Annotated in this window: 20 protein-coding genes; 9 read left to right on the top strand and 11 right to left on the bottom strand. The window is 69.5% G+C overall.

Annotation, left to right across the window (positions count from 1 at the left end):
- Positions 1 to 112: 112 nt before the first annotated feature.
- The 7 genes from OWC43_RS14815 to minE all read left to right on the top strand — a co-directional run bounded on the left by OWC43_RS14815 (position 113) and on the right by minE (position 5514).
- Positions 113 to 1438, top strand: coding sequence for a DUF2254 domain-containing protein (locus OWC43_RS14815; RefSeq protein WP_171015492.1), 1326 nt, complete (start codon positions 113 to 115; stop codon positions 1436 to 1438).
- An 86-nt stretch (positions 1439 to 1524) separates the two neighbouring features.
- Positions 1525 to 2283, top strand: coding sequence for a septum site-determining protein MinC (gene minC, locus OWC43_RS14810; protein ID WP_393957199.1), 759 nt, complete (start codon positions 1525 to 1527; stop codon positions 2281 to 2283).
- A 178-nt stretch (positions 2284 to 2461) separates the two neighbouring features.
- Positions 2462 to 2926 (top strand): hypothetical protein, encoded by a 465-nt coding sequence (locus OWC43_RS14805; protein ID WP_393957198.1) that lies wholly within the window; start codon positions 2462 to 2464, stop codon positions 2924 to 2926.
- 329 nt (positions 2927 to 3255) lie between these two features.
- Positions 3256 to 3471 (top strand): hypothetical protein, encoded by a 216-nt coding sequence (locus OWC43_RS14800; protein WP_393957197.1) that lies wholly within the window; start codon positions 3256 to 3258, stop codon positions 3469 to 3471.
- Between the two features lie 304 nt (positions 3472 to 3775).
- Positions 3776 to 4414 (top strand): septum site-determining protein MinC, encoded by a 639-nt coding sequence (minC, locus tag OWC43_RS14795; RefSeq protein ID WP_238307965.1) that lies wholly within the window; start codon positions 3776 to 3778, stop codon positions 4412 to 4414.
- A 12-nt stretch (positions 4415 to 4426) separates the two neighbouring features.
- Positions 4427 to 5242, top strand: coding sequence for a septum site-determining protein MinD (minD, locus tag OWC43_RS14790; RefSeq protein ID WP_137831811.1), 816 nt, complete (start codon positions 4427 to 4429; stop codon positions 5240 to 5242).
- Complete coding sequence (gene minE / locus OWC43_RS14785) at positions 5239 to 5514, top strand: cell division topological specificity factor MinE (RefSeq protein WP_393957195.1); 276 nt, start codon at positions 5239 to 5241, stop codon at positions 5512 to 5514. The genes minD and minE overlap by 4 nt, the downstream gene beginning before the upstream one ends.
- A 36-nt stretch (positions 5515 to 5550) precedes the next feature.
- On the opposite strand, the gene OWC43_RS14780 is transcribed toward minE, so the two are convergent.
- From OWC43_RS14780 to OWC43_RS14735, 10 genes are all read right to left on the bottom strand, one after another.
- The gene (locus OWC43_RS14780) at positions 5551 to 6900 is read right to left on the bottom strand and encodes a cytochrome P450 (protein WP_393957194.1); all 1350 of its coding nucleotides are present in this window, start codon (positions 6898 to 6900) and stop codon (positions 5551 to 5553) included.
- A gap of 317 nt (positions 6901 to 7217) precedes the next feature.
- Positions 7218 to 7703 (bottom strand): hypothetical protein, encoded by a 486-nt coding sequence (locus OWC43_RS14775; RefSeq protein WP_393957193.1) that lies wholly within the window; start codon positions 7701 to 7703, stop codon positions 7218 to 7220.
- Between the two features lie 101 nt (positions 7704 to 7804).
- Complete coding sequence (locus tag OWC43_RS14770) at positions 7805 to 8290, bottom strand: hypothetical protein (protein WP_393957192.1); 486 nt, start codon at positions 8288 to 8290, stop codon at positions 7805 to 7807.
- Positions 8291 to 8464: 174 nt separating this feature from the next.
- On the bottom strand, positions 8465 to 8809 hold the full coding sequence (locus OWC43_RS14765; RefSeq protein WP_393957191.1) for a hypothetical protein: 345 nt from the start codon (positions 8807 to 8809) through the stop codon (positions 8465 to 8467).
- A gap of 146 nt (positions 8810 to 8955) precedes the next feature.
- On the bottom strand, positions 8956 to 9126 hold the full coding sequence (locus OWC43_RS14760) for a hypothetical protein (RefSeq protein ID WP_393957190.1): 171 nt from the start codon (positions 9124 to 9126) through the stop codon (positions 8956 to 8958).
- A 20-nt stretch (positions 9127 to 9146) separates the two neighbouring features.
- Entirely contained in the window at positions 9147 to 9971 is an 825-nt protein-coding gene (gene panB / locus OWC43_RS14755; protein ID WP_137830584.1) for a 3-methyl-2-oxobutanoate hydroxymethyltransferase, read from the bottom strand.
- 372 nt (positions 9972 to 10343) lie between these two features.
- On the bottom strand, positions 10344 to 10730 hold the full coding sequence (locus OWC43_RS14750) for a thioredoxin family protein (protein WP_393957189.1): 387 nt from the start codon (positions 10728 to 10730) through the stop codon (positions 10344 to 10346).
- 224 nt (positions 10731 to 10954) lie between these two features.
- Positions 10955 to 11548 (bottom strand): rhodanese-like domain-containing protein, encoded by a 594-nt coding sequence (locus OWC43_RS14745; RefSeq protein ID WP_393957188.1) that lies wholly within the window; start codon positions 11546 to 11548, stop codon positions 10955 to 10957.
- A 4-nt stretch (positions 11549 to 11552) separates the two neighbouring features.
- Positions 11553 to 12365, bottom strand: coding sequence for a quinoprotein dehydrogenase-associated SoxYZ-like carrier (locus tag OWC43_RS14740; RefSeq protein ID WP_137830581.1), 813 nt, complete (start codon positions 12363 to 12365; stop codon positions 11553 to 11555).
- 33 nt (positions 12366 to 12398) lie between these two features.
- Positions 12399 to 13379 (bottom strand): quinoprotein relay system zinc metallohydrolase 2, encoded by a 981-nt coding sequence (locus tag OWC43_RS14735; RefSeq protein WP_393957187.1) that lies wholly within the window; start codon positions 13377 to 13379, stop codon positions 12399 to 12401.
- A gap of 147 nt (positions 13380 to 13526) precedes the next feature.
- Here OWC43_RS14735 and OWC43_RS14730 point away from each other — a divergent pair, with 147 nt between their 5' ends.
- Positions 13527 to 14096 carry a TetR/AcrR family transcriptional regulator gene (locus tag OWC43_RS14730; protein ID WP_393957186.1) on the top strand — a complete coding sequence of 190 codons (570 nt, stop codon included), beginning with the start codon at positions 13527 to 13529 and terminating at the stop codon, positions 14094 to 14096.
- A gap of 199 nt (positions 14097 to 14295) precedes the next feature.
- Here OWC43_RS14730 and OWC43_RS14725 read toward each other — a convergent pair whose 3' ends face one another.
- Positions 14296 to 14574, bottom strand: coding sequence for a hypothetical protein (locus OWC43_RS14725; protein ID WP_393957185.1), 279 nt, complete (start codon positions 14572 to 14574; stop codon positions 14296 to 14298).
- A gap of 364 nt (positions 14575 to 14938) precedes the next feature.
- On the opposite strand from OWC43_RS14725, the gene OWC43_RS14720 reads away from it, so the two are divergent.
- Positions 14939 to 15925, top strand: a complete 987-nt coding sequence (locus tag OWC43_RS14720) for a GTP-binding protein (RefSeq protein WP_137830577.1) — start codon at positions 14939 to 14941, stop codon at positions 15923 to 15925.
- The last annotated feature ends 92 nt before the right edge of the window (positions 15926 to 16017 follow it).

The following is a 16017-nucleotide window of genomic DNA, read 5'->3' as shown; positions in this document are numbered from 1 at the left end:
CGCAATATAAGCTGGGGACCGATCCGGCAAGGGCATGCCGCGCGGAGGGGGTCGGCGCCTCCGGCAAAGGCCGCGATCTGCTATGGGGGCGGCAGGCTGCAGGGGGAGTGTGATGCCGCGCTGGCGATGGCTGATGGCGCAATGGACGCGACGCCTCTGGGTGCGGGCGACGCTGATCGGCTTGGCGGGCGTGCTCGCCGCGATGCTAGCGGCGGTGGTGGACGGCTACCTGCCCTGGCAGATGCCGGGCACGATCAGCACCGATGCCCTCGACAGCATCCTCACCGTCATCGCCTCCAGCATGCTGACGGTGACCACGTTCTCGCTCAGCATCACGGTCTCGGCCTACGGCTCGGCCACAAGCAACGTCACGCCGCGGGCCACCACGCTGCTCATCGAGGACGGGCTGACCCAGACCGTCCTCTCGACCTTCCTCGGCTCGTTCCTGTTCGGCATCGTCGGCCTCGTCGTGTCGAAGACCGGAGCCTATGGCGAGCAGGGACGGGCCATCCTCTTCGCGGTGACGATCGCCGTCATCGCCCTGATCGTCGTCACGCTCCTGCGCTGGATCAACCACCTGACCCGTCTCGGCCGCGTCGGCGAGACGACCGATCGGGTCGAGGTCGCGGCCCGCCAGGCGATCGAGGCGCGGCTGCGGGAGCCCTATCTCGGCGGCCGGCGGCTGCCCGAGGGCGCGATCCCGCCCGATGCCGTCCCGGTGAGGCCGGGGACGATCGGCTATGTCCAGCATATCGACATGCCGGCCCTGTCGAAGCTGTGCGCGGCGCAGGCGGCGCAGCTCTACGTCGGAGCTCTGCCGGGCGCCTTCGTCTATCCGGATGCCCCGGTCGCCTGGATCGGTCGGGCGGGGGCGGAGACCGACCGCGGCGCCCTCACCGACCTCGCGCAGGAGGCCGCCCGGATGTTCGCGATCGGCAACGAACGTTCGTTCGATCAGGATCCGCGCTTCGGCCTCGCGGTGCTGAGCGAGATCGGTTCCCGCGCCCTGTCACCCGCGACGAACGATCCCGGCACCGCCATCGACGTGATCGGGCGCTCGATCCGGTTGCTGAGCCAGTGGGCGCGGGAGAGTGCCGACCGGCCCGAAGAGGAGCCGACGCATCCCCAGATTCACGTCCCGCCGCTCACGGCGGCCGACCTCCTGGAGGACGCCTTCATGCTGATGGCCCGCGACGGGGCCGGGCTGATCGAGGTGCAGCTGCGCATCCAGAAGGGTCTCTCGGCCTTGAGCCGCGTCGGGGACGCCGCCTTCGCGGAAGCTGCGCGGCATCAGTCGCGCATGGCTCTCGACCGCGCGGAGGCCGCCCTCGCCCTCGAGGCCGACAAGGCGCGCCTCAGGGCCCTCGCACCGGCCTTCGGCGGCGACGCGTCGGCGATCCGGGCCGCCGAGCGCGCGGCCTGCATCCCGCACGGATAGCTGTTGAGGAAGGCTCGCCCCTGGGCGGATGGCGCCGCGATCTGCCATAAGCTGTTCGTCATGACCCGTCCGCTCCCGATCCTCCCGTGACCGCCCGTCCCCCGATCCGCTTCCGCGGCCGCTCGTTCCTGGCGATGGTCCTGGCCCCGGTGCCGCCGATCGACCAGTGGCTCGCCGAACTCGATGCCCTGAAGCAGCGTGCGCCCGCCTTCTTCTCGGTCCGCGCGATCATCCTCGACGTGACCGGCCTGTCCTTCGACCGCTCCGACCTGCTCGACCTCTGCGCCGAGTTGAACAAGCGCTCGATCACCATCCTCGGCATCGAGGGAATCGGCCCGACCTCGCTGGGTCCGGGCTTCCCGCCACCGCTGGTAGGCGGCAAGCCGATCGACGATTTTTCCGCGCCGGAGCCCGGCGCCGAATGGCCCGCCGGCGCCGCGCCGGCTCCGCAAGGATCGTCACCCAGCCCCGCGCAGGGATCCACGCAGGGGCAGGCCGCCCCGGCCCCGCCCCGGCCCCGCTCCTTCGTCCTCGACCAGCCGGTGCGCTCGGGGCAGGTGATCCAGCATCTCGACGGCGACGTGACCGTGATGGGATCGGTCGCCTCCGGTGCCGAGGTGATCGCGGGGGGCTCGATTCACATCTACGGGGCCCTGCGCGGCCGGGCCATCGCCGGTGCCGTGGGCGATGCCAATGCGCGCATCCTCTGCCGGAAGTTCGAGCCGGAGCTGATCGCCATCGACGGCCTCTACAAGACCGCCGACGACCTCGGCGGGACCGGCCGCAGCCAGGCCGTCCAGGCCCGGCTCGACGGGGACACGATCGTGATCTCGAGCCTGGACTGAGGCGGTTCGGTCCGGCCGAGGGCCGATTCGCCCCCGCCCTGACGGGCTGGACGACGCCCATGCCCGACGCTGTCCACAGCTATCGGCAGGCCCGCTCACGTTTCCGGCATCGGCGGAACGGTCGATTCACGGGATCGGGCGTCTCTCTGCGGCAGCGGCTTCCTGGAAGCGTTGTCCCATGCACGTGCCTGCCCTGGCGATCCTCATCGCCCTCATCCCCCTTTCCGCCACCGCGGGCGATTCTTTCCGGGCGCACCTGACCAACTACGTCGCGGCACACACCGGCTGTGCCGGCAGCCGCACCCTGGTGGAACGGGAACTCGCAGGCTTCGAGCGCAGGCGCGCGGGCGACGCGCCGGCTTCGCTCACCCTGTTCGGCAAGCGCGCCGCGACGTGGACCGAGGAGGATATCCGCGACCTCCTTGCGGTGATCCGGACCTGCGAGGAAACCGGAGGCCGCCACTTCGCCGAGGATGGCGAGCCCCGTCTCGTGGAACGGCTGGACGACCTCGCCCGGTCCATGCGCCGGGCGGTTCTCCTGAGCACGCAGTCTGCCCAAGGACCGAGCCAAGCCCCGATTGCGCCCCCCCAGGCCCCGACGATTCCCCCGAAAACGACGATGGACGGAGCGCCGCGGCTCTGACCGGCCGTCGGAGCCCACGGCCGGCCTTCACACCGGCGGATACGTCTCGCGCGGCGACGGTGACCGGCGCAGTGGCCGATCACGGGCGAGGCACGCCGCCCCGCGCCAGCGCCTGGACACCGTCGGAGCCCCCTGCAGCGTCCGAGCCGCCCACCGAGTCGCGGACCGCTCCGGAACCGGCACGGGGGACGACTCCGCGCGCCGTCTCCGCAGCCGGTTCCGCTGCGCGCCCTGCGGCACCGTCGATGGCGAGCGACACGGTCAGGTCCACCGGAGCGGCGTTCCAGAGCCTGGCCGGCCCAGGCGAGCGACAGCCCGAACCCTGCGCCGTGACGCGGGAGCGATTCGCGCGGATCCGCGCCGGCATGACGCCGATGGAGGTCGAAGCGGTGTTCGGATGTCGGGGGCGGCTCGAAAGCGCCACGGCGATCGAGGGCGTCGGCACCTTCGAGGTCTATGTCTGGTCGCCCCCGAATCAATCCGGCTCGGCGACGGTGACGTTCCAGGACCGCCGCCTCAAGGCGAAGGCCCTGCGCAGGAGTTGAGCGGGTCTCGACCCATCGCCGGTGCGTCTCTTCGATCACAGGATCACCGGATCCGGCGAACATAGGACGGCTTAACTTTTGTTCCGGTCCTGAGCCGGCCGGCAACGCTTTGGCGGTGCAGCGATCTTCCCGCGCGGGGGGCCGGTCGGCAAAAATGGCCGAGCCGGCAATTCTTGCCGCTTGAGAGGCAAAAATTAACCGCCCGGTAACCTTACCGACGATCAATGGGTGCGTCGGTAAGGAAACGTCAACGCCCGTGACCAGCCCCGCTCCACCTCATCCCGCACTGCCCCTTCGAGGCCGCGTGTTCCGCGCCGTCTCGCTGGCGCCGCAAGCTCCGGCCGCGGAATGGCTCGTCCTCCTGGACGGCGCCCTGAAGCGCTCGCCGACGCTGTTCGACGACAAGGCCGTGATCCTCGATCTCGCGGACCTGCAACCCTCGGCGACCGAGCTGGAGAGCCTGATCGCCGAACTGACCACCCGGCGCCTTCGCATCCTCGGCATCGAGGGCCTGGACGCCGCACTGCCCTCGAACCTGCCGCCGCGCCTCGTCGGGGGTCGCCCGCACGGCGACACCCTGGAAGCCCCGGCAGGTCCGGAAGACAAGCCGGGCGTCTCCTCGCTCACCATCGAGGGCTCGGTGCGCTCGGGGCAGAGCATCGTCCACCCGGAGGGCGACGTGACCGTGATGGGATCGGTGTCCTCGGGCGCCGAGATCCTCGCGGGCGGCTCCATCCACGTCTACGGCGCCCTGCGCGGGCGGGCCATCGCGGGCGCCGCCCGCAACCCTCGCGCACGCATCTACTGCCGCAAGTTCGAGCCCGAGCTTCTCGGCATCGACCGCCTCGTCCGCACGGCCGAGGACATGGGCACTCACCTGCGCGGCCAAGCGGTCCAGATCTGGTCCGACGGCGGCGCGATCAAGATCGCAGCCTTGGGTTAAGGGGAAACGAGAATGGCCAAGGTCCTTTGTGTCACGTCCGGTAAGGGCGGCGTCGGCAAGACCACCACGACGGCAGCGCTCGGCGCGGCGCTGGCCCAGGCCGGCGAGAAGGTCTGCGTGGTCGATTTCGATGTCGGCCTGCGCAACCTCGATCTGATCATGGGCGCCGAGCGCCGCGTGGTCTACGACCTGATCAACGTCACCAACGGCGACGCCAAGCTGCCGCAGGCGCTGATCCGCGACAAGCGCCTGGAGAACCTCGCGCTGCTGCCGGCCTCGCAGACCCGCGACAAGGACGCGCTCACCGACGAGGGCGTCGAGCGGGTGATGGGCGAGCTGCGCGAGAAGTTCGACTGGATCGTCTGCGACAGCCCCGCCGGCATCGAGCGCGGCGCCCAGCTCGCCATGCGCCACGCCGACGTGGCCGTGGTGGTCACGAACCCGGAAGTCTCCTCGGTGCGCGACAGCGACCGGATCATCGGGCTGCTCGATTCCAAGACCGTGCGGGCCGAGCGCGGCGACTCGATCGAGAAGCACCTGATCCTGACCCGCTTCGACCCCGCCCGGGCCGATCGCGGCGACATGCTCAAGGTCGACGACGTGCTGGAGATCCTCTCGATCCCGCTGCTCGCCATCATCCCGGAGAGCCTCGAAGTCCTGCGCGCCTCGAATGTCGGCTGCCCGGTGACGCTCAACAACCCGCTCTGCGCGCCGGCCCGGGCCTATATCGACGCGGTGCGCCGCCTGAAGGGCGAGACCGTGCCGATGGCGATCCCGTCCGACCGCAAGTCCCTGATCAACAAGCTGTTCACCCGGAGGGCCGCATGAGTGTCCTGACCTTCCTCAAGCCACGGGGCTCCGGCTCCGTCGCCCGTGAGCGCCTGCAGCTCATCCTCGCGCACGAGCGCTCGGAGAGCAGCCGCCCCGACCTGGTGATCACGCTGCGCGAGGAGATCCTCGCGGTGATCGCCAAGCATATCGAGGTCGAGCGCGACAAGGTGCAGATCAAGCTGGAGCGCGGCGAAGGCGTGTCGACCCTGGGTGTCGACATCGAGTTCCCCGTCGAGACCCCGCTGGTCAAGAAGCGCGCCAGCGCCTGAGCGCGTATCCGGATCGATCATCCGGATACGCCACCCCTACCGCACGGTCAGCCGGAACGCCGGCGCATGGTCGGGCTGGGTCGTCACCACGGCGGCCGGCAGGACCGGACGCTCGTCCGCCCGGGCGATGCGGAAATGCCCGACGAGGCGGCTGAGCGCCAGCGTCGCCTCGGTCAGTGCGAAGGCCGCCCCGATGCAGATCCGCGGGCCTGCCCCGAACGGCATATAGGCGAAGCGCGGCACCGGCTCGGCGCCGGGCAGGAAGCGGCCCGGATCGAACGCGTCGGGATCGCGCCAGAGCCGGCGGTGCCGGTGCAGCAGCCAGGGCGAGATCGTCACGCTGTCCCCGCGCGCGACCGGCTGGCCCGCGAGCACGTCCGGCCCCAGGGCCGAGCGGGCGATGATATAGGCGGGCGGGTAGAGCCGCAGGGTCTCGTCGATCACCGCGCGGGTGAACGGCTTCTCCGCTTCATCCGCCTCCGCGGCGACCGCCTCCTGCGCATCCGGATCGAGGGCGAGCAGGGTGCAGGCCCAGAGCAGGGTTAGCGCCGTGGTCTCGTGCCCGGCCAGGATCATGGTGGCGACCTGATCGCGCAAAGCCTCCGCGGTGAAACCGTCGCCGGTCTCCGGATCGCGGGCGGCGCGCAAGTGGTCGAGCAGGTCGCGGGGCCGGCCGGAGCGCGCCTCCGCCCGGTCGGCGATCACCGTGTCGAGGAAGGCGACCCAGTCGCGCCGGAACCGGGCCCGCGCCCGGTCCAGCGGCGTCGCGAAGCGCAGCGGAACGAGAGCATCGGTGAGGTGCGGACGCCCGAGACGCTCGGAATAGGCGGCGAGATAACCGCGCAGCCGCTCGCCGTGACGCGCCATGCCGACCGAGAACATCGTCCGCCCGGCGATCTCCAGGGCGAGATGCTGGAGCGCGGCGAAGAGATCGACCGGTCCCGCAGCGGCAGGCCCTTCGAGGGCGGTCAGCGCCTCGTCGGTCGCCGAGAGGATGTGCGGCACCAGCGTCTCCACCGCCCGCGGCGTGAAGGCGGGACTCAGAGCCCGGCGCTGATGGCGCCACGCGCTCCCCTCGCTGATGAGCAATCCGTCGCCGAGCATCGGCCGGAGAACGCGGATCGAGATCGCCGTGCGGGCGTAGTTGCCGGTGTTCTCCACCAAGACCCGTCGCACCGCCTCCGGATCGCTCACGGTGAGCCGCACCTTGCCGAGCAGGCGGCGGCGGCGCAGGGGCACCTCGTAGGCCGAGGCCGGCCAGCAGCCGATGCCGTTGGTGCGCATGGTGGCGATGAAGCGCAGGGTCGACAATTCCCGCTCCGGCGGCACCGGCACCGGCGGCACGAGACGGGAGCCGACCGGAACCGTCTGCAGATCGATGGTCATGGGTCTCGCTCAAGCGGGTGGCATCGGGCAGAGCCCTCGGGCGCGACCGGATCACGGCCCGAGCCGCCGTGCCGTTGCCGCCGAGGGCCGGCAGATGCCGTTCGGGCCGATGCTCTAGGCGCTCGATCGGCGCCGCGCGAGCCCGATCGCCGCAAGGGAGGCCGGGGCGCGGCGCGGGGCTAGGGCACCGTGCCGGATATCGGATCCGGTACGATCCTCTGGGTTCTCGTGCTGCATCGATTTTTCCGGAAGCTGGTTCCGAGCTGTCGGGCCGATCCCTTAGGGATGCGGGATGATGGCCCGCCACGCCGAACCGTTCAGACCGCGGGCTGCGGACGGCGGATCAATCGCGGACGCCAGATCCCGAACACGACGTTGAGGGTCGCCACCGCGAGCAGCACCCAGAGCGTTCCCCGCTCGGAGCCGAGATCCTGGCCCAACGTCGCCGGGTTGATCCGGCCGGCCAGGGCCTCGGCGCTGCGGCGCGCCTCTTCCTGCATCGGGCCCTGCACGCCGACGAAGCCCCATTCGAACATCACCACCCCGGTGGCGAGCTTGGCCCAGGCCCAGCCGGCGCTGTGGAAGGCGCGCTGGGCGATGGAGAGCAGGCCGGCGAGCAGCGTGAGCGCCAGCGCGGGCAGGAACAGCCAGGTCGCCACGGCGCCCATCGCCCCGCGGATCAGGGCGTAGCCTTCCAGGGCCGTCGTCGACGGCGCACGTTCGAGCAACACGAGCAGGGCGGCCATCGCCCCCATGAGGCCGATCGCCCCCATCGTGTGGAGGAACTTGAGAAGGCGCCGCATCGCGTCCCACCCCCGGCCAACCGGATGGTGACACGAAACCTAGCGGAAACTTTCGACCCACGGGAGTCGGCGTTCCCGCACGTCGCCGTGAGGCGGGCCGCTCAGGCGAAGAGGTCGAGCTGCAGGGCTGCGGCGCGGGCGCGACGGCGCGGACGGGCCGAGGGGGCAGAGGGCGAGGCCGGAACCGGACTCGGCGGCGCCGGGCAATCGGGGAGCGGGACACCGGGCTTGGCGTAGAGGACCGCGCCGACCACGCGGGTTCGGCCCGGATCGAGCAGGACGCAGCAGCGATGCGGCCCGGCGGACAGGATTTCCTGCACCAAGGGCTCGGCGGGGGGCAAAGCGGCGACCGCTTCCAAGAGGCTGGTCAGGCCGGCAGCGGCCATGCCCAGAACGCGGAACTCGAAGGCCTGCCCGCTCCAGGTATGGCGGGCCGATCCGGCGCTGGTGGCGGAGAACGGGTTGCTGCCGAAGAGGGTGGCCGCATCGCTCACGAAGGCGGCGATGACGTCACGCTCCGCCAGAGGGTGGGCGGCGAGGACGAGATCGGCGAGGCGTTGTTTCGAAAGCGTCTGAGAAGCTTGCACGGTGCGAAGACTCGCACGCACCGCGCGCCACGGTCGAGGCGCGTCCTTCGGAAGGCTGTGGATGGCGCCTCGGCTCGCACATCGTGTCGGCTATCGGATTCGGCCTGATGCTCTCGGTTCCTGCGCGGCATCGGCTATATCCGAAGGCCGGCTCCCACCGCCCGGGACGATGCTCTAGCGCACCGAGTTCTCACCGTTGTTGCGCTGGACGCAGCGATAGCCGGCGAAACAATAGGGCTCGTCGAGGGTCGGCTCGAAAGCCGGCGCGGAGGACACCTCGTTCTGGCAGGCGCCGCTCTCGAAATGCACGGTCTCGTAGGCGGTCGGGCTCGACGCCACCACGACATGGCCCCGATGCGCCACGATCGATCGCAGGGCCCCGCAGGTGAGCCCGGGCGCGAAGGGCCGCTGGGCGAGCGGCGGCACCTCCTGGAACGGTCCGGTCTGCGCGAGGGCGCCGATGGACGGCGCCGCGAAGAGACCCGCGCAGAGGAGAGCGATACGAACCGAGGGCGTCATGGCCGGAGATCCCCGTGAAGGCGCCGATCCTGCGCCGATGATCCGCCCCCTCGCAAGCCGTCGCCCTCCGGCGACGGCTCGGGTCAAGCCGGCCCGCCTTGCCGCCTTCGATCCCCGAGGGGACGCCTGTCGCGCGGGCCCCGTCGTCAGCCGCTCGGCGGCGTGTCACCGGGTGGGGTGTGACCGAGCGGCCTGTCACCCGGCACCCGAGCGGGCGGATCGGCCTTGACGCCGGGGCCGCGAGCGGGCCGGGGGAACAGCACCAGGCCGGCGAGCGCGCCGAGAACGCCGGTCCATCCGATCCGCCGCAGGCTCATCGTGGGGCCCTCCTCGGGCTTTAGCGGGGTGCGTAGGTGTGCTCGTCCGCCGGGAAACGGCCCTCGCGGACCTCCTCGGCATAGGCCCTCACGGCACCCTCGATATGGGCCCGCAGCGAGCCGTAGCCCTTGACGAATTTCGGCGCCCGCTCGCTCAGGCCCAGCATGTCCTCCAGCACGAGAATCTGGCCGTCGCAGGCGCTGGTGGCACCGATCCCGATGGTGGCGGCGGTCACCGCCGGATCGGTGGCGATGGCGCGGGCCACCGGCTCGACGATGCCCTCCAGCACGATGGCGAAGGCGCCGGCCTCGCTGATCGCCCGCGCATCCTCCCGCAGCCGCGCCTCGTCGCCCGCGCCGTGGCCCTGGACCTTGAAGCCGCCCATCGTGTTCACGGATTGGGGGGTGAGCCCGATATGCCCCATCACTGGCACGCCGCGCTCGGTCAGGAAGGCGACCGTGTCGGCAAAGCGGGCGCCGCCCTCCAGCTTGATCGCCCCGGCCCCGGTCTCCTTCAGAACGCGGGCAGCGCTGAGGAAGGCCTGCTCCCGGCTCGCCTCGTAGGAGCCGAACGGCATGTCGACGACGACGAGCGCCCGCGACGTGCCGCGCATCACCGCCTGAGCCTGGACGATCATCATCTCGAGGGTCACCGGCAGGGTCGATTCCATGCCGTGCATCACCATGCCGAGCGAGTCGCCCACCAGGATGAAATCGCAATAGGCATCGAGGATGCCCGCCGTGTGGGCGTGGTAGGCGGTCAGCGCGATGATCTTGCGCCCCTCCGCCTTGCGCTTGGCCACGTCGATCGCCCTGAGGCGACGGGACTGGACGTGCTGCGACATGGCTCAACGATCCGAAGGCTGGCGTTCCGAGGGACCGGGCGGACCCGGAACCGTCATGCGGGCCCGCCTATAATCGCGTTCGCGCCGGCCCGCGCCTGCTCATATGGGCAAGGCCCGATCGGATGGGGAGAGTGTGGCCCGGAGGCACCGGCCTCCTGAAGCGGTGGCGTTTGCCGCCCCGCACTGCCCGTTTTCGGGCGTTTCCTCCCTAGACTTCGGTCCGCCTCCGGGCGTGCCGTTTTTCCGCCACATCCTGCCCGCTGTCAACCGCCACGCTCGACCGTGAGACTCTTGAAATTGCTCGAATTTCGAGCTTTGCCGGAATCTTGACGAAAATGCGGCGCGTCCAGCCGGGATCCGTGACGGTCGCGCTCAGAGCGCCTTCTCGAGAAGCTGCTCGATCCATTCCGGCTGGGTCTCGCCGACGGAGCGGCCGACCTCGGCCTTCCCCTTGAAGACGATGAGCGTGCTCTGCGTCCGGGCCTCGAACCGGCGCACCAGATCGCGCTGGCTGTCGAAGTCGATGGTGAAGACGGCGAGATCCTTGAAGCGCGGCTCGGCGCCGAGCGTCGCCAGGATCGGCTTCTGCGTCCGGCAGATCGGGCACCAGGGCGCCGAGATCTGCACGAGGATCGGTCGCCCTTCCGCCTGCGCCGCCTCGAAGGCCTGCGGGTCGAACGGAACCGGCGCGGCGGCCCGCGCCGGTCCGGCGAGGATCAGGGCCGCGGCGAGGGCGAGGGCGTGGCGGCGGGTCGGCATCGGGAATCCTCGGCCTGCTGTCGAGAGCGGTGCCCAACCCCATTGGGCCGGGTCACGCCTCTCACTTCCTGTTTCGACGCGCTTTCGTCCGACGAACCGGCATCCCCTTCGTCGGAAAAAGCTTTCAAGCACCGTGCCGAATATCGGGTCCGGCACGGCGCTCTCGGTGGTTGCGTTGCATCGGCTTTTTTCGAAAGCCGGCTCCTACCTTTCGGGCCGACGCTCTAGCGTTCGGGGCTGCCATTGACCGCGACCCATGGCGGATCGGGCTTGACGGTCGTGGTCTCGTGGTCGTCCTGCCAGCCCTCAACGCCCAGCGGATACCAGTGAACGCGGGTATAGCCCGCCGCCACCAGCCGCTTGCCCGCGTTCCAGCTGCCCCAGCATTCGGGACGGCAGAAGGTGACGATGGGTTTCGCCTTGTCGCCGCCGGTCAGCGCCGCCACGCGGTCGAGGAACGCGGCCTCCCGGTCGGGCGGCAGAGGCGCCTCGCCCGCCCCCGGCAGCCAGACGGCCTTGGGGATCGAGCGATGGGTCGGAAGCCAGGGCCGGTCGGCGGGAAAGCCCGCCGGCCGACGGTCGGCGAGGACGACGTCGATCAGCACGGGCGCTTCGGGCAGGAGCGCCTCCAGGCCCTTGAGATCGATCACCGTCGCGCCCTTGAGGGTCGCGGGCGTGTAGCCGTGCGGGGGCCCGGTATAGAGCCCCTCGGGCTCCGGCACGTTCACCGGTGAATCGGCCGGAGCCGCCGCCGCAGCGGTCGCCCCGATCATCAGGCCGAGGGCGAAGTGGACGGCGTTTCCGGCGCGTCTGCGCATGGCGTCAGTTGCTCGCCGAGGGCAGCTCGAATTTGTGCTCCCAGCGTCCACCCTGGTTGTCGGTGGCCGCGACCGTGACCGGGCCCTTGCCATCCGGCTTGATGCCGAAATGGATGACCGGGTTCGAGGCGATGGAGATATCGCCGTCGAGGTGGAACACGAGTTGGTCGCCGTGGGTCACGTCGAGCTTGTCGACGTAGCGGGCCGGCGTGTAGTCGCGGGTGACCTGATTCATCTGCATCCCCGAGAAATTCGGGTGGCGCACCATCAGCGTCGCCTCGACCGGCTTGCCACCCTGGCCGTCGGAGAATTTCATGCGCATGTCGCCCATGCCCTTCATGGCCTCCTCGTCGCTCATGCCCATGGGGGCCGAGCAGCCGCCGGAGGCCTTCACGAACTTCGCCGTTTCGACGAGCTTGCCGTCCTTGGTCTCAACGACGGCGTGGACATTGGTGTAGTTGTTGACCCGCACCCGCATCTTGATCTCGCCGGGGTCGGCAGCCGGGCCGAAGGTGAAGTGCGCCGCGTAGGGCGACGGGTTGTCGTCGATGATGAAGTAGAGGCCCTTGACGTTGTCCTTGTCGGCGAGCGTCAGGCCGATCGGCACGAGCGAGGCGTCGAGCGCCCGAACCGGCGCGTCGATCTTCACCGCCGCGTCGTTCACCTCGACCGCACGGTCGCCGAAGATCGTCTTCTTGATCTCGGTCCAGCGCGCGGCGCGCTCCTCGTCGGAATCCGTGGCGCCGGCCCGGACCGGGACCGGGGCGAGCGCCGCGGCCGAGAGGGTGAGGCTGAGGGCGAGCAGCAGGCGTTTCATGGTCGGTCTCCTTCCCGGATCATCGGTCCGTCGTCACTCCCACTCAAGCTCTTGGTAGGCCTGGGTGACGTTGCGGCCGTTATACGTGTCGAACAGGGCCCACTTGTCCTTCTCCCCCTGCGCCACCGTCGTCACCGCCGTCTCGATCGGCCGGGACTCGGCCACCGCCGCACGGGTCTCGTCGCGCAGAGTGGTGAGGTAACGCGCGAGATCGGCCGAAGCCGGCGCGAGCTTGACGCGGGTCGGGCCATGACCCGGCACGGCATCGGTGGCACCCATCGCCTTGAGGCGCTCGATCTCCTTGAGCCAGCCGAGGAGGCTGCCGTCGAGCGAGGGGATGCGGCCGACGAACAGGAGATCGGCGGGGAACAGCAGACCGCTGCCGGTGTCGAGCATCGACAGGTCGCAATTGGTATGGGCGGTGCCGTGGGCGGTGAGCCGGAGCGTGCGGTCGCCGAGATCGATCTCGGCGGATTCCTTCACGTCCATGGTCGGGTAGACCACCGAGCCGGCCCTGCCCTCGCCGAGGATCTCGACGAGCCGCCGGCGGTAGAATTCGCCCCGGGCATCGAGCGCGCCGCGGAGGTTGCCATGCCCGACGAAGATCGGGTTGTCGCCCTGGAAGGCGGCGGCACCGAACACGTGATCGGGATGCACGTGGGTCAGCATCACGTACTTGATCGGCTTGTCCGTGCGCTTCCCGATCTCGGCGCGCAGCCACTGCCCGTCGGCGAGGCTACCGCCGGATTCCGTGACGAGCACGCCATCGCGCCCGACGATGAAGCCGATATTGGCGATGGCGTCGTTGTTGTCCGGACTCGCCTCGGCATCGGGGCCGCGACGCAGGAAGATGCCGGGGGCGACCTCGTCCAGGGCGAAGGATTCGGCGGCACGGCCGAGCCGCGGCAGGCAGCACAGGCAAAGCCCGCCGAACAGGGCTTGCCGACGCGTCGCGGCGGACGCCCGGATGGCGCCTGCTCGACCGACCCCTCCCTGGCTGGCCCACGCCGCCATACGCCGATTCCTCCCGATTGCTCGGTGATATATTGCCAACCATCTAGTAGGTAGATTTCCAGGGCGTCAAGTGCAAGGATGCCGCCGGAGCTGTTCGGGCCTTCGCGATCGCGTGATCGGCCCCCGATGGACGATGACGGACGGACGATGAGAGACACGCGCGCGTCGCTCCTCAGCGAGGCCGAGATCCTGGTACGCGGACGGGGCTATTCGGGTTTCAGCTACGCCGATCTTGCCGAGGCGGTGGGCATCCGCAAGGCGAGCATTCATCACCATTTCCGCACGAAGGAAGACCTCGCGGGCGCCCTGATCGAGGCCTACGAGGCGCGCTACGACGCGGCCCTGGCCGACATCCTCGGTCAGACCGCGGACGGGGTGGCCCGGATCGAGGCCTATGCCCGGCTCTATCTCGGCGGCGTCGAGCAGGGGCTCGGTTGCCTCTGCGCCGCGCTCGCGGTGGAGCTCGAAACCCTGCCCGACGGGCTGCGGCGGCGGATCGGCACCTTCTTCGACAAGCATATCGCCTGGCTCGCCGGGGTGCTGACGGAGGGCCGGGCCGACGGCAGCATCCGAGCGGAGATCGATCCGCAGGCCCATGCCCGCATGGTGGTGGCGACGCTGGAGGGCGCGCTGTTGCTGGAGCGCTTCCTGGCGGGACCGGAGGGGTTCGGGCAGGCGCTGAAGGCGCTGAGCGCGGGACTGCGGCCGAATAATTGAATTCGTTACTGTCGCTGAGATCACTGAGCGATCAGGATATCGTTCTCATTGAGAGCCACGACGATCTTGTCCCCCCCTGGCGCAGCCAGAAAGCGCCACTCGCGACAGACCTCAAGAAATCAATGCGTTTCCTCAATGTCAGGAACGGACAGATTGACGTGACTCATTCGCCTCGTGTTCGCACCCTCTCGGATCTCCATTAGATATTTTCCCGTCCAGCCTGCTCCGAGCAAGCTTTGAAAATTTCTGATATGGGCAAATTCGAGTGGCCGGGTGCTTTCGCCGTATCGTCGAGGCAGGAACGCACCCCGCCTTTGGACGAAGATGGGCCGCTCGACGCGTCCAGCTTTCGCAACAGATCGTCTTTTTCCGTCGGTGATGCGGCCGCCCATGCCTGCATCGTGTCCCCGGTGCTGAGGGCGAAGACAGGCGTCGCCATCGATGACAGGCAGACGGCTCCGACGAGAAGGAAGCGCATTGCGATAACCTCGGGCTGCAATTGACCTGAAACGGCACGATGGACCGTGAGAAGCGCTGACGGCAGCAAAAGCGCCGGCCGACGCGAAGGTGAAAGCTTCCCGCAACAGTCCGTACGCTGGGAATTAGGCTCCGAAGTGCCGGTGAAACGGCGGATGGCTTGGGGCAAATACGCGCAGCCGGCCTCGCTCCTCGCGGCGTGGTGGCATTCGGCAGATCCGTCGGGCACCGGCCTCGGCGCGCCCCCAGGCCCGCTACATCGTCCCGCTTCGTCGTAAAGTGCGCTCGTGCCGGCCCTCGACCTTCCATCAGGCGCCGCTGATACAATATAACAGCCCGACCGCCCTCATAGAACAAGCGCTCCGATGTCCGACGCCTCTCCCCTCGCCGCCTCGCAGAAGATCCCGGTGACCGTGCTCACCGGCTATCTCGGCGCCGGCAAGACGACGCTGCTCAACCGCATCCTCACCGAGCCGCACGGCAAGCGCTACGCCGTGATCGTCAACGAGTTCGGCGAGATCGGCATCGACAACGACCTCGTCATCGGCGCCGACGAGGAAGTGTTCGAGATGAACAACGGCTGCGTCTGCTGCACCGTGCGCGGCGACCTGATCCGCATCCTCGACGGTCTGGTGAAGCGCCGCGGCAAGTTCGACGCGATCATCGTCGAGACCACGGGCCTCGCCGACCCGGCGCCCGTGGCGCAGACCTTCTTCGTCGATCAGGATGTCGGCGAGGCCGCCCGCCTCGACGCGGTGGTGACCGTCGCCGATGCCAAGTGGCTCTCCGACCGCCTCTCCGACGCGCCGGAGGCCAAGAACCAGATCGCCTTCGCCGACGTGATCCTGCTCAACAAGGCGGATCTCGTCTCGGCGGACGATCTCGACCGGGTCGAGGGTCAGATCCGGGCGATCAACCCCTATGCCCGGCTCCACCGCACCGAGCGCTGCACGATCCCGCTCGACCAAGTGCTGGACCGCAATGCCTTCGACCTGTCGCGCATCCTCGATATCGAGCCCGACTTCCTGGAAGAGGGCCATCACCACCACCACGACGACCAGATGCAATCGGTCTCGGCGAAGATCGACGGCCCCGTCGATCCGGAAAAGTTCATGCCCTGGCTGTCGAACCTGACCCAGGTCCAGGGGGCGGACATCCTGCGCTGCAAGGGCATCGTCGCCTTCCCCGACGAGCCGAAGCGCTTCGTGTTCCAGGGCGTGCACATGATCCTCGACGGGGACGTGCAGGGCGATTGGGGCGCCGACGAGCCGCGCGTCTCGCGCGTCGTCTTCATCGGCCGCAATCTCGACCCGGAGGCCATCCGCCAGGAATTCTACGCCTGCAAGGCCTGAACCGGCTCGGCCGTAGCGGCGCCTCGCGCGCCGGCTGCCGCTTCCGCAACGCAGAAGGGCCGCCTCCCGGCGGCCCTTTTTCGTGTCGATCG

Origin of the sequence: Methylorubrum sp. POS3 (genome assembly GCF_043352485.1) — a bacterium.
GTDB lineage: Bacteria > Pseudomonadota > Alphaproteobacteria > Rhizobiales > Beijerinckiaceae > Methylobacterium > Methylobacterium suomiense.
This window is presented reverse-complemented; position numbering and strand designations above follow the sequence as displayed.

Excerpts from the sequence above, each read along its gene's own strand:
- OWC43_RS14720 (WP_137830577.1), top strand. The coding sequence starts at position 14,939 with ATGTCCGACGCCTCTCCCCTCGCCGCCTCGCAGAAGATCCCGGTGACC.
- minE (WP_393957195.1), top strand. The coding sequence starts at position 5,239 with ATGAGTGTCCTGACCTTCCTCAAGCCACGGGGCTCCGGCTCCGTCGCC.
- OWC43_RS14735 (WP_393957187.1), bottom strand. The coding sequence starts at position 13,379 with ATGGCGGCGTGGGCCAGCCAGGGAGGGGTCGGTCGAGCAGGCGCCATC.
- minD (WP_137831811.1), top strand. The coding sequence starts at position 4,427 with ATGGCCAAGGTCCTTTGTGTCACGTCCGGTAAGGGCGGCGTCGGCAAG.
- OWC43_RS14740 (WP_137830581.1), bottom strand. The coding sequence starts at position 12,365 with ATGAAACGCCTGCTGCTCGCCCTCAGCCTCACCCTCTCGGCCGCGGCG.
- panB (WP_137830584.1), bottom strand. The coding sequence starts at position 9,971 with ATGTCGCAGCACGTCCAGTCCCGTCGCCTCAGGGCGATCGACGTGGCC.
- OWC43_RS14775 (WP_393957193.1), bottom strand. The coding sequence starts at position 7,703 with ATGCGGCGCCTTCTCAAGTTCCTCCACACGATGGGGGCGATCGGCCTC.
- OWC43_RS14765 (WP_393957191.1), bottom strand. The coding sequence starts at position 8,809 with ATGACGCCCTCGGTTCGTATCGCTCTCCTCTGCGCGGGTCTCTTCGCG.
- OWC43_RS14745 (WP_393957188.1), bottom strand. The coding sequence starts at position 11,548 with ATGCGCAGACGCGCCGGAAACGCCGTCCACTTCGCCCTCGGCCTGATG.
- OWC43_RS14760 (WP_393957190.1), bottom strand. The coding sequence starts at position 9,126 with ATGAGCCTGCGGCGGATCGGATGGACCGGCGTTCTCGGCGCGCTCGCC.
- OWC43_RS14725 (WP_393957185.1), bottom strand. The coding sequence starts at position 14,574 with ATGCGCTTCCTTCTCGTCGGAGCCGTCTGCCTGTCATCGATGGCGACG.
- OWC43_RS14730 (WP_393957186.1), top strand. The coding sequence starts at position 13,527 with ATGAGAGACACGCGCGCGTCGCTCCTCAGCGAGGCCGAGATCCTGGTA.
- OWC43_RS14815 (WP_171015492.1), top strand. The coding sequence starts at position 113 with ATGCCGCGCTGGCGATGGCTGATGGCGCAATGGACGCGACGCCTCTGG.
- OWC43_RS14780 (WP_393957194.1), bottom strand. The coding sequence starts at position 6,900 with ATGACCATCGATCTGCAGACGGTTCCGGTCGGCTCCCGTCTCGTGCCG.
- OWC43_RS14750 (WP_393957189.1), bottom strand. The coding sequence starts at position 10,730 with ATGCCGACCCGCCGCCACGCCCTCGCCCTCGCCGCGGCCCTGATCCTC.
- OWC43_RS14805 (WP_393957198.1), top strand. The coding sequence starts at position 2,462 with ATGCACGTGCCTGCCCTGGCGATCCTCATCGCCCTCATCCCCCTTTCC.